The following is a 13,722-nucleotide window of genomic DNA, read 5'->3' as shown; positions in this document are numbered from 1 at the left end:
TTACTCCGGCTCCGATATTAATGTTAGTTCATTAAGTTCTTTAATATTGTTGTTTTTGGCATATTTATTATATTCTTTAACAATTTCGTTATATCATGTTGTAAGATCTTTTATAATATCCCCTTTGCCTTTTGATTTTGGTTCTGCCGCTAATATTTCAAAATTAGTTCATATATGATGAATAATTTTATAAAGCATCCATATCAACGGTTTGTCATTAATTGCAACTGCCAAGGCTTTTTCCATTTCTACAATTTGATTATTGATATTAAATTTAAATAATTTATTAAAATCTTCTAATGCTTCACTAATTGTTTTGCCATTATTTAATAAATATTTAAAAGAGTTATTCCCTGTTTGAAACTTTATATTTTTGCTTACGCCAAACCATTGTTTTTTTGTGTCAATACTATTATTCAAAAAATAAAGTAAGAATGCAAGTTTATTATCTTCTTTTAATCATTCATAAATGTCTAATTTATAGCTATTGTCAGAACCGTTTTTTTCTAATGTGAAACTTACTGAACTATCTATAATTTTATTAATTAAATAATCTTTGAGTATTGGTGTTGCATGATCAACAAATTCACCAAGTGTTTCTTCTATTTTATTTTCTTCATTGACATTGTATAAAAAATTAATTGTGTTTCCTTTGACACTAGTTCGATTTTTTATAAAATATATATAATTATTATTAGATACTAATTTGATAGCCTTAACATCTGGATTATTAGTAATCAAAGTATTTAGTGCACTAGTAAATCTTTCCTTGATAGTATTATAGTCATATTTTAATGTGTTTTTATAAACTTCTAAATTACCATCATTTATTTCCTTAATTACATAATTTTTATTAATTATAAAATTATCTCCAGTTTCAACATTTAATTCACCTTTATTATAAGAAAAATTTAAATTAGTATCGTTTAAAGAAGTCAGATCATAACTATTATTTTGTATAGTATTATTAATTTTCTTGATTAAATCATAATTAATCAGTTTATCTATATTGAATTTACTCCGATCATATTTATTTGCATTAAATATATTATTACCTATAAAATTATTACTTATAAAATATTTTTTGTTCTCATCATATTCAATTTTAATTACTGCTTTTTCGAACCATTTTTTATATTCATTTTCATCTTTTGCGTTCCATGAACCATTATTATTTATTAATATTTTATTCAAGGTATCATATGAACCTATTGTTAGATTAATATTTTTAATATTGTCCTTTGAAAAATGATTTGACTTTATAGAAATTTCATAATTTAAATTATTTTCGTTTATTTCACCTAAAAAATTATTGATATTATCAAATAATTCGCTTTGTTTAATTAAATTAGTAATCTCATTTCCTTCAATATAAAATCTATTCGCATATTTCTCATTTGTTTTTTCCATAACATAAGTAATAAACTCGCCAATATTTTTAAAATTAGTATTTCCATTGTCATTTATTTTAAATTTTGAATCATTTGTGCCATCTTTTAATGTAATACTAATATCATTTCATTCTTTATGATTTAATTTCGCTTCTAATTCACCTTGTGAAATTCGAATAACATTTAATTCATCTAAATATTTTTTAGTATCTGTGTATGAATTTCATTTTGTAAAATTATTCAAAATTTTATCTATTAAGAATGTTTTAATATTTGTTTCTTTACCAGCAGTTCTATCTTTAATAAATTTATTATTGTATATAGGCTTTATATTTTTAATAACAGTGTCAATGTTCACTATTGACATCTCTTTGGTTATGAAGTCAAACTTTAAATTGGCTCTTATTTTTTTATTTCCAATTTGAAAATCTTTTTCTATTATGTATTCGGTTGGTTTACTTTTTAATCTATATTTACCTTCAGTTATCTCTTCAAATTTTGTTAGATCTGTTATAATTGATTTAAAGTAATTAAAATTGTTCGAGAAGTAATTTTTAACACTATTTCCAAGCGATTTTCAAATAATTTTATTGATATCATCAACATTATTCATCTTATTATATTGTTCTATTCGTTTTTTTTGTTCATTAGAATTGTGTTCTCATTTAAAATATTTAAATGATAAGTTATGTGGCATATTAATTGTAATTAGCGACTCACTTGTAGTATTTTTTAATACATAAATTTTGTTTTCTAGTAAAAAATCATATATATTATATATATCTCTATTTATATCAAAGGTATTATTTTCTTCCTTTGCATATAAATGTAAGAATTGTTCATCTTTACTTTTTTTGTTTAATTCTTCGATGATGCCATCAGATTTATTTTTATATTTATAGTATTCTCTAACACTTACTTCAATTGTTTTGTCAACAATATTAAAAGAAAACTCTCTAAATGAGTCATTTAGAGTATTTAATTCATTTTTGAAGATTGATTCAACAAGTGAATCGTGAATTTTGCCCTCATTAATGATTTGGTTAACCTGTTCAACAGTTATTAAATTACTATTGATTAGTGTTTTAATATCATAAGAGTACTTTTGATTTCAATATGTAAGCCGAATTTGATTAACTTGTAATTCTTTTTGTCTTTTAAGAATTAATTCTTTCTTATTGATAAATTCAATTGTTTCTAAAATATTATTCATATCGTTTGGAAATTCATTAACTTTATTAAATTGGTCACTGAATGTTTTGCTTTTTAATTGGTTAACAATTGAGTTAGTTAAATTAGTACTATTTAAAGAAACTCAATTATCATTATTTTTTTGTAATCATTCGTTGTTATTTGTATATTTAATGTTATATATTGAATTGTCAATATTAATTTTATATTCTTTTGATTTTACAAATGAATATAGTTTAATTTCTTGTGTTTTATTCTTTTCAAAGTAGTCTACAAAGTTAGCATCATTACTTATTTCAAAATATTTGTCATTATTTTTATAGTAAATTAATTGCTTTGCGCTATTAATGTTACCATTATCAAAATATTGGTTAAATTTATTTTCACGGTAATCACTTAATAGTGAATTTACATCATTGTAACCTAATATATTGTTATTATATATTGGCTTACCATCTAGAAATAATTTAAGATTAGCTTCAATAACATAATTTATTTGTAGTGTTTTGTCCTTATTCCATACATATGAAAGTGAATTTGTAAAGGTTTGTTCATTAATTTCTTTATATGCAAACAAACTTGAACCATTGCTTAATTCTATTTTTTTAGGTAGGTTTAAAAAGACTAGGAACTTTTCAACATTAGCTTTGTATTGACTTCCATCATTAACGAGATAATTATTTTGTTTGCTATTAAAAACATTAATATTTTTAATAAGCAATTTTATCTTGTTTGCTTGTGTGGTTGTATGTCTTTCAATAGTGAGTTGATCTTTTGGAAAGTTTCATAATATTTTATTAATTTTTGAATATACTTCACTTTTTATATTTTTTTCAATTTCACTCTTCTTAATCTCTTCTAATGAGTCAAAGTTCTTTAAATCAAAGATTAATTCAAGATTTCTAGTTTCATTTGTAATAGCTTTAAAGTCTATATAAATTTTCTCATTTTTTGTAAATGAGTGAGAAGGTTTTATTAGATGATTCTTGGCATCTTTAACATTATCAAAGTCGATAATTTGATTTTCATCAAGTAAACTATTTAATGTTTTATTATTTTCAATAATTTGACTATTCTTTATTTGTTCAAAAGTTGTTCCAGCACGAAATTTTCTACTAAATAGATGTATGTTATTTCCTCATTTATCTTTTGCATAAAAGTTTAATTCAGTTCAAATTTTTGAATAGTAATTACCAACTGCACCAATTGTTGCAATTGTTCCTATTCCTAAACTTGAACCTAATATGCTGAAAATTATTTTTCTCTTCTTAGCATTCATATTTGCTCCTAAATATTTTTAATAAAAATTTTGAATTTTAAACAATTTGAATAGTTTCACTGTTTTTATTGAATTCACTTATAAAATTATCAATATGAATAGAACCTGTATTTTCATTTAATTTATTTATTACAATTGATTTTAATTTCTTATATATTGTTTCTTTGTTTGCTTTATAAAAATCGGAATCTAAACGATATCATTCATCTTTAGTTGCATCATAAAAAGCAATTTGTTTTTTAAAGTTTAGTCTTAGACAAGCATCAATTAAATAGATAATATTATCTACATAGTTATTATCTTTTATTGAATCACATTGATAAAAAATAGGAAGTAAATCAATTTTTTTTATACCCGAGTTATCGACCAAAAATAATTGTTTGTTAATTTTGTCTGTTCTTTTTTCTTTCAAGATTAGTTGATTATTAAGGTCTTTACAATAATTTAGTATTCTTTTATGTATCATTACCTGATTATCATCAAATGATTTGTCAAAATTGATATTGTATCCGCCATTATTTCTTCTTGTAATTTGAGTATTTTTAAAGTATTGATATTCAAAAACCAAACTTAGTAAATCATCTTTTATATTATTTAGAATATTTTGTTTATAAGAAGTATTATTGAGTTTAGAAAGTATATTTTCACTTTTGGGTTTTTCTTCAATAGCATATTTAAATTCTGAATTAGTGCCTAAAAATTCCTTATAAAATATCAATTCTTTTTCAGCTATTTTGTTATCCAAAAAAGTATTTAACCATCCATTAAAGTAGTGAAATAATAATTCATCAATATTCTTGTGAGTGTTATCACTTGATTTAAAATTAAAAATATTACTATTATTATTTTTCAAATTCTCAATTCCATAATCAATTACAGCAGTGGCATTATGGACGTTATTTATAAATTTATTGAAGTATCCATTTTTAACTTTCAAAATTAATTTATTCTTTTCTACCATAAAATTAAAAATATTTTTAGATTTAACTAATTTAGCAAGTGTGATGCCATAAGGATCTTCTAATAAAAAATTATAAATATCATCAAAATTATCTTTTATTTCTTTATTAAATAAATTATTAATAATATTTTGCTCGTTTCAATTTGAATGGTTGAATGTTAAATAGTGAGTTGTACCAGTAACTTTATTGTTTTGTAAATAATTATTTACAAAAAATAGAAAACTTAATTCATGGTTGTTAGTATCAAGTAAATCTTTAATAGATTGAAATAAAGATTTTTTATTTTGCGTATAATCATTAAAATAATTTCTATATACTGAATTATTGATTAATTTATTTAATGAATCACTGTTACTAAAATGCATAGCATTGTTAAATAAAAGGTGTTGGAACCACAAACGATTTTTACCATTATAGTGTGATATATCTATATTTTCATATTTATCTAATTGACGATTTTTTAATGAAGTAACCAAATATCCGTTACTATTTGTTGCAAGTTCATCAATGTTAATAATCGTGTTATCGTTAGTTTCCATATTATTAATATTTGTATCTGTAAGGAGTTCAATATCTCTAATTGTAGCTGTACCATTTATACTTATACTCAAAATTTTGTATTGAGGTAAGTTTTTTATTTTTTCATTAATTTGCTTAATAAAATTATGTCAGTTATGAGTAACATTAAAGTAGTTAAGACTGTTAATCGTTCCATCTACTTCTTGTCACCTTACTTCTTTATATTTTTTTATTAATATGTCATAGTTAGAGCTAGGGCTTGTAAAACCATTATATTTCTTAAAATCATTTAAATAACCATATATGTCAGTTTCATATATATTTTTGTTATTTACTATTTCATCACGTTTACATAATCAAGTTGCAAACTCATTATGCATTGATCTTGTTGTGTGTCCAGTGTTGCTTTTATGGATTTCAAAAATTCCAAAAATATTCTCATCATACATTTTTTTAAGGTAATCAACAATTAGTTGTTGTAAATCAACAACATTTTTGTATACAAATGTTTTTGTATAGCCAGCAGCATTAAGGATAAACACTTTTTGATCAAGTGAACTTGTTCATTCAACATTTTCAAAATCACTTTTACGAAGTGTTATCTTGTCACCATTAACAACATTGATGTTCTTTAACAAGTTTTCGAAATCATTTGTAAAGTTTGTTTTTTGGTCCATGCCTGTACTTGGTTTAAATAAGTTTTTATTATTTAATGCATCAAAAAACGAACTTATTAAAGTATTAAAATCAGTTTCATTAAGCGTTGATGGCAAGTATTTAACTTCAACTTTATTGCCATCTAAATCTTTATCAATAAATTGAAGTGCATTGATAAGTTTTATTGTCTTGCCATTATGATCAATAGAGTTAAATATTTCCTTCAAAATAATTGCACAATTTTCTTGTGAATTTTCACCTATTTTTGCTTTAATTTTAGAAATAATTTCATTAATTAAATTTGTCTTCTGTACATTGTCATTTTTTATTATTTCTCATTTACCATTTTCGAATTCTACAAATGTCACATTATTAGTTAAATAACCCTTAATAGCATCTTCATCGTAAGAATTTAATGAACTTTGTTCAAGTGTGTGAATTTTGATATTTTTATCCTTGTACTCAAGTGGATAATTAATGTCATGTTTAATATTAATGTTACTTAAATTAGTTTCATTGTTTATTGTTTTAACATAAGGATTAATTAATTTATTCTTAATATCATTTTGAATAGCTAAAACTAAATCACTTTTACATTTTTCATAGCTACAAATTACAGATGGATATTTGAATATATTATTTTTTTCACTAAAAAGAGCATTGACTAAATTGTCAATTACACCAGTTGAAAACAAACCGGTATTGTTGAATCTATAAGTTCCTTCTGCAATGTTATATGTTACACTTATAGATTTGTCTAAATTGATATTTTGTATTACTTCATTTACTAATTGACCTGCATTTTTTATAACTCTTGTGTAATTAGTATTTTGTAATTGTGCTTGGTATGTAAATTCATTTTTAGGAAAATTATTGAAGAATTGAGAAGAACTTTGAGAATTTGATGGATAGAAGAAATTAATAATTGAGTTAAATTTATCTTCAACATTTGAAAAAGTTAGATTATCATAATAAAAACTTTTTCTTTCACTACTTGTACTTAAAAGTATATTTTCAAACAAGCTTGTAAATTTAGAAATTTCTAGGTTACTAGAAACAATATATTTAGTAACAAATGCCTTAAATATTGCATTTTTATCATTAAGGTCTAATGATTTATCAACATATTCTCTAACAATTTTACGAGTATCATCATCTTCGAGATTAGGCATTAGTATATATTTATTATTTCCTAAATAAAATACTTTTGCACTAATTCATTTTGTTTCAACTACAACGTTTTTGTTTGTTTGAATACTTAAAGGTGCAGAATTGTTGTCATATTTTCAAATTGGCATCTTAAAGTAATCTTTGTTGGTGTTAAATTCATAAGCCCCACTTTTTGATGCATCAAGTAAAAATAAACCATAACCATTTTGGTTCAAAATATAACTACTTGGATAATTTTGGTCCTTGCCAATTCTTTCAGTTAAAAATTCCAAACTGTCATAATAATTTAGACTAAATCCTTTATTAGTTTCTTTGAAAACCTCAGGTTCAATTGTGCTATTGTTAGCTGCAAACTTAATGTTCATAAATTTAGCAAATGATAAATTTAATGTTTTATTTGCTATATCAGGTAAGCAGTCTACAACTTTATAATTAACATTATTTAAATCTTCTGTGTAATACCTATTGTTTGAAGTATTTATGTATTGGTTTGTAATTAGACTAATAATTTTATTATGAATATTATGATCAGATATTAATCTTTTGTTTAGTTCACTAATTAATTTTGAACGACCATCTTTTTCTCAACTTGCAATATTTTTAACAGAAATATTTAATGATGTAATAGCAACATCTCTGTTACTGCTACCATTTGTTCCTTGTTCATAGTCGCTGTTTTCATTATTTCTTCCAACAAAGGAGATATTGATTTTTTCATATTTAGTGTCATTTTGTGATGGATCAATAAAAGACAAATTAATATTGTTATCAACAATATATTTTTTCAAATCCTCAGTTCGATAAAAAGTTTTATGACTTGGAACATTTTGCTCAAATCATTCACGCCTGTCATTAATTTTAAGTGCTTCAACCAACCGTTTAAAATCTTCTTCACCAAGAGTTCACTTACCATTTTCAATTTTTCGTTTTACCTTAAATGTTTGATTTAAAACTTTAATTGAATATGTGTATAAATTTACATTTGTATAAAAGTGAATCTCGCCTTCATTTGAAGACTCTCAATATAATTTAAACTTCTTGTAAACCTCATTTTGTTCATCTTTGAATTCAGGTACTTTGTATAGTATGTTTTCTCAAATAAAGTATAGATTAACTAATGGGCTATTAATGTTAGCAGAAACTAATTTGGTATTGTACTTTCTGTTTTCTGCATATGATGTAATAAAATCATCGTAACTTATGCGACTAGACAATTTAGCAAACTTTTCAGGTGGTAAAAGTTCCTCATCACTGTTATTATTTTTAAAAATTTCTTTATTTTTAATATCGGCCAATGTATTAGATGTCAATAGTGAATTAATTTCGTTGATATGATTAGCATTTGATAGATCAATGCCAATGTTGTTTATTTTTATTCTTGGAGAAATGTCATATCTTATAGCATAAGTATTGACTGAGTCTTTTGCAATTGTAACCTTATTTGATTCATTACCAAAAACAGCTGAGTTTCTAAAGTTTTGATCTTTTAGATGTTCACTTGAGTAAAATGGATAATCAACATTTATTTTATTGTTATTCTCAATCTTAAATGTTTCTTCCTTGATAAAACCTTTCGCCAAGAACAATTTTTTCAAATTAATAGTTCACTTTGTATTATCTTTTGACTCAACTGATGGATCGCCTGAATTTATAAAAAGATTATTTACTTTTAAAATAACAACATCATAATTTGGGTCTTGCACTTGACCTTTAACTGCTTCAACTTTTGATACTTTTTCACCAAAGTTAATTAACTTACTTTTAAATCTTCTTGTTAATTCGTCTTTAATTTTTTCGAAGTTTATCTTGTTTGCAATATTCGAGTTACTTCAGTCAATGATATTTTTAGTAAAGTAAAAATGCAAGTCAACATTGACTTGTCTGCTCTCAGTTGGAACAAAATTTAAATATACTGTTTTGTTTGCGGTAAATTTATCATCTAATTTTAGATCGTTGTCATTTATTTTTGATGTATATTCATCGATTCTTCAATTGTTATCTATACAAATTTTCTTAACTTCTTCATTTTTTTGTAAAATTTGAAAAACTTGTTCTCATGTGCTTCCTGATCTAACTCTTATTGGATCTAGTTTTTTAACCTCATTAGTTTTGCTTGTGTACTTAAATGATATTTTTGACCAACTATTTAGATTATAAAGAGTTGTCATACCAACAACACCAGCAGTTGTTAGCGAAAGAGCCATGGTAATAGCCACCATTGCCTTTCTTTTTCTATTTTTTATCATATTATCCCCTACTTATAATTTATTTATAAATTATACATTATATTTTTTTGCTATTTTTTAATAAAAAAAGCCTGCAAATAAAACAAAAAAATTGTTTTTTTGTATAAATCTGTTTTATAGCATTTTTGGGCAAAAAAGTTGTCAAAAAATTATAGAAAAATATTTTTTAATTTTTATGATATGTTTTTTATATAAAAAATGCCAAATTTTGACCAATAAACCTGTTTTATAGGTTTTTTAGTCTAATATAAAACAATATGATTATTGTGGAAATTTATGTCGTAAAAAATATATTTACTATTAATATATAATTTAATATAATATTTATATATTATTTATATATAGGAGTTAAATCATGGCATACAGAAAACCAGAAATCACAAACAAAATTGTTCATCACATGGGCGAAATTTCAACCACAAATAGCGGTTACAAAAAAGAACTAAATCTAGTTTCATGAAACAATGAAGAAGCTAAATATGACATAAGAGATTGAAGCGAAGACCATACACGTTCAAGTAAAGGTATTACACTTAATCTTGAAGAATTAAAACGTTTATATGTATTAATTGAACAAGAATTAGAAAGAATTAAATAATGATTCTTGCAACCAGAAATGATAAGGATGCAATTCTAAAATTTTTAAATCAAGAGCCAATTAATAATTTATTAATTATTGGTGACATAATGACTTATGGTGTGAGAACATCTTTTATTTTTACTTATATTATTAAGGAACAAGAAGAGATTAAAGCAGTATCTTTAATCTTTAATAAAACAATATTAATTTATGATCCAGAGTTTAAAATTAGTCTGGATGATTTAAAATTACTAATTGAAAAACACTCTCTTGTTAATATTAATTTAAGTGAAAAGATGTACCGACATTATGAAGAAGAATTTGAATCAAATAAAGACAAGTATAATATTCATCGACAAACAATGGCTTTGCTAAAACACCGTTATAGCGGTGATACCTCATTGGCCAAAAAAGCAATTTTTGATGATTTGGAAGCCATTGTTAGAAGTCGTTTTTTAATTGATGAATTTGAAGATTTTAGAGGAACATTTCAACAAGAACTTAAAACATATAAGAATGCTTTAATTAAAAAAGTTTCAACGCCTTTTATTATTAAGGATAAAAAAGGTTACATAGCATCGCACGCTTGCATAGCAATATCCACAGATAAAGCTTCTATGATTGGTGGAGTCTATACATTAAAAGAACACCGTCAAAAAGGCTATGCTCTTCAAGTTGTTGGTGCTTTGTGTAATCATATTATTTCAAACAAAAGAACACCAATATTATTTTTTGATAATCCAGCAGCGGGTAAACTTTATTATAAAATAGGTTTTGAAGACTTTGGCAAAATTTTTACAGTTAAAATTAATAAATAAAGGAGAAAAATGCTTAATTTTTTAGAAAGTAGGATTCAAAAGTCAATTGCAAAAATGGCTAAGAAAACTATAGTTAATGAAGAAGATATTTTAGAAGTAACAAGAGATATTAAGATGGCTCTTCTAGAGGCTGATGTTAACCTAAAAGTAGTTAAGGAATTTATTGCTAATGTTAAACAAAAAGCCTTAGAAAGTAAACTTGTTGGTTCATTAAACGCTAGCCAACAAATGATTAAGATAGTTCATGCTGAATTAGTGGATATTTTGGGTGGCAGTGTGCAAGAAGTTAAAATCAGTTCACGTCCTTATATTATTATGATGGCTGGTCTTCAAGGTTCAGGTAAAACTACTGCTTGTGCTAAATTAGCATACTATTTGAAAAAGAAAAACTTTATTAATAAACCGCTTGTTGTGGCAGCTGATATTTATCGTCCAGCTGCTGTTCAACAATTAGTAACACTAGCCAAAACCATTCAAATAGATTATTTTGAAAAAGGCACAAAATTCAGTGCACAGGAAATAGTTAAGGAAGCACTAAGTGTTGCTAATAGTCAAAAGAACGATTTAATAATTATTGATACAGCTGGTCGTTTATCTATTGATGAACCTCTTATGCAAGAATTGTTTGATTTAAAAAAGATTGCAAATCCAAATGAAATTTTCTTTGTTGCTGATGCACTTAGTGGTCAAGATATTTTAAATGTTGCTGAAACATTTAACAATAAACTTAAATTAACAGGTTCAATTATTACAAAACTTGACTCTGATGCTCGTGGTGGTGCAGCATTAAGTTTGAGTAAAATGTTAAAGTTGCCAATTAGATTTATTGGTACAGGTGAAAAAGTTTCTAATTTAGATTTATTCTACCCTGATAGAATGGCTGATCGTATTTTAGGCATGGGTGATGTAATGAGCTTGATTGAAAAAGCAGAAGAAGTTATTGATCCTAAAATGGCAAATAATATGGTCGCCAAAATTTTAAGAGGTAATTTTACTCTTGATGATTTAATGGAACAATTAGCTCAAATTAAAAAACTTGGTAAGATGAGCAAAATTTTAAAAATGATTCCTGGTTTAGCTAAAAAAATTGATGAAGAAAAAGTTGCAGAAGCAGAAGTTAAAATGCACACATATGAAATATTGATTTCATCAATGACAATAAAAGAGAGAAAAAATCCTAAACTACTCAAAAATGCAAACCGTAAAGCAAGAATTATTAAAGGTAGTGGCCGAAGTGTCCAAGAATACAATAGATTGCTTAATGATTTCGAGCAGTTAGTTAAAAATATGGCTGAGATGGCTAAAAGAATAAATTCAGGTAATTTTGGCGATATTGCCAAAATGGGTGGATTAGGTGGAGGTATGTCTTAATTATGTGAAAAATAGATCCAAATCATCCGAAAGGTTTTCTTTCTTATACAGGTAACAAGTTGAATTTTAGTGGTTTCTCATATGTATTTTTCTTTATAGTTACTGCCTTAACATTTATATCAGTTTTACTAATTTGACTGTTTCGCAGGGAAATTAAGAAAAATTATGAACAAAAAGAAAAAATTCTTTTCTTAAGCAAAAGAATATTTTGACTAATTTGTGGCTCTATTATTTTAATTGGCATGATAATCCACATTGTTATTTTATCCATAGATAAGTTTTACAATTATTGAGAATATTTACCACTCCATTTTTGTAGGATAATGTTATTGTTTATTGCATTAAGTTTAATAACTAATAGAATGGAATATGTTAAATACTATGGATATCTTGCAATCATTTGTGGTCTTTTAGCCCTAATGAAGCCTGACTTTAACTTCTTGAAGGAAAAAGATAAAACTATACCATTTCCAATTGGAATAGACAACATTTATTATTGAGACTATATTTTTGCACATTGTTCTGTTGTAATTATTCCAACCGTTTTTTATGCTTTAAGCAATGATAAAATTAAATTTAAGGATACACTTTATAGTGGTGCATTCTTCGTAGCGCTGGCTTTAATTATTTTCTTCTTAAATTGAGCTGTTTACACATATGCAAGCGATTTTGGTTGAAAAACAATAAATTATTGATACTTAGGAAAAGATGAGTTTAATGGATTTAAAAACTTCTTTGGACCACTAAGTAGGTGACCATTTAATATTTTGACATATATAGTTTTAGGCGCTGTTCTAATTATTATTTCAACAATATTTTACTGTGTTCAAGATAAAGTTTATCTTGCAAAAGAAGACAATAAATGAGTATTTAAATGAGCCAAAAGTGAAAATTGAAAAATATATAAGAACTCATTTAGTGAACTAAAAAGTTCAAAAAGCAACAATACAAATCTTGAAACAGAAAACCAAAATTTTTAAGGTAAAAAAATCTTAAAAATTTTTATTCAAAAAAACATAAGTATTATAATACTTACATGTTAGTTGTTTCGAACATGCTTTTTGTGTACTTTTTAATGAAAAATACACTAGAGATCTAATGGATAACCAAAAAGAAAAAAAAGTGCATATAATCTTTTGATGTTTAACACTTATCTTAGGTTTATTATCACTTTCTTTTTTTAATTATAAAAACACTAGATTTGCTGTTGCACTTGGCTATCTAATTGGCTCAGCATCAGGATTTTTAGCTTATGAATTAAGAAATTTATTATCTTACAAGATTATAGTAAGCAACAAACCAAGAGCTTTTGCACTTGGTTTTGGTGGAACACTTTTAAATATGGTATGAATTGGATTATTGCTCTTTGCACTTTTTAAAATTAACTCAAGTGCACTTAATAATCCTTATAGTAGCAAAATTGAAAGAAATAGTTTTTGACCAATTAATATTGTTGCTTTTATACCTGGTTTTTTAACTTTTTACATATCAATTTTTATTGTTTATGTAGGTTCAAAAGATAAATAATTAAGATAATA

General features: G+C 24.7%; 7 protein-coding genes. 5 read left to right on the top strand and 2 right to left on the bottom strand.

Annotated elements, in window-relative coordinates:
* Both NPA07_RS04390 and NPA07_RS04385 read right to left on the bottom strand, forming a co-directional pair.
* Positions 1–3,861 (bottom strand): ligand-binding sensor domain-containing protein, encoded by a 3,861-nt coding sequence (locus NPA07_RS04390; RefSeq protein ID WP_126118372.1) that lies wholly within the window; start codon positions 3,859–3,861, stop codon positions 1–3.
* Between the two features lie 37 nt (positions 3,862–3,898).
* Positions 3,899–9,415 (bottom strand): hypothetical protein, encoded by a 5,517-nt coding sequence (locus NPA07_RS04385; RefSeq protein WP_126118373.1) that lies wholly within the window; start codon positions 9,413–9,415, stop codon positions 3,899–3,901.
* A 355-nt stretch (positions 9,416–9,770) separates the two neighbouring features.
* Here NPA07_RS04385 and NPA07_RS04380 point away from each other — a divergent pair, with 355 nt between their 5' ends.
* From NPA07_RS04380 to NPA07_RS04360, 5 genes are all read left to right on the top strand, one after another.
* Entirely contained in the window at positions 9,771–10,013 is a 243-nt protein-coding gene (locus tag NPA07_RS04380; protein ID WP_126118374.1) for a YdbC family protein, read from the top strand.
* Positions 10,013–10,813 (top strand): GNAT family N-acetyltransferase, encoded by an 801-nt coding sequence (locus NPA07_RS04375; protein WP_126118375.1) that lies wholly within the window; start codon positions 10,013–10,015, stop codon positions 10,811–10,813. Before NPA07_RS04380 ends, NPA07_RS04375 begins: the two co-directional genes overlap by 1 nt.
* 9 nt (positions 10,814–10,822) lie before the next feature.
* Positions 10,823–12,184 carry a signal recognition particle protein gene (gene ffh / locus NPA07_RS04370; RefSeq protein ID WP_126118376.1) on the top strand — a complete coding sequence of 454 codons (1,362 nt, stop codon included), beginning with the start codon at positions 10,823–10,825 and terminating at the stop codon, positions 12,182–12,184.
* Between the two features lie 2 nt (positions 12,185–12,186).
* On the top strand, positions 12,187–13,164 hold the full coding sequence (locus NPA07_RS04365; protein ID WP_126118377.1) for a YwaF family protein: 978 nt from the start codon (positions 12,187–12,189) through the stop codon (positions 13,162–13,164).
* A 118-nt stretch (positions 13,165–13,282) separates the two neighbouring features.
* Positions 13,283–13,711 (top strand): hypothetical protein, encoded by a 429-nt coding sequence (locus NPA07_RS04360; RefSeq protein WP_126118378.1) that lies wholly within the window; start codon positions 13,283–13,285, stop codon positions 13,709–13,711.
* Positions 13,712–13,722 lie beyond the last annotated feature (11 nt).

The sequence above is a fragment of the Mycoplasmopsis caviae genome (assembly GCF_024498215.1).
Classification (GTDB): Bacteria; Bacillota_I; Bacilli_A; order Mycoplasmatales; family Metamycoplasmataceae; genus Mycoplasmopsis; species Mycoplasmopsis caviae.
Note: the sequence above shows the minus strand (reverse complement) of the source record. Positions and strands in the feature narration are given on the sequence as shown.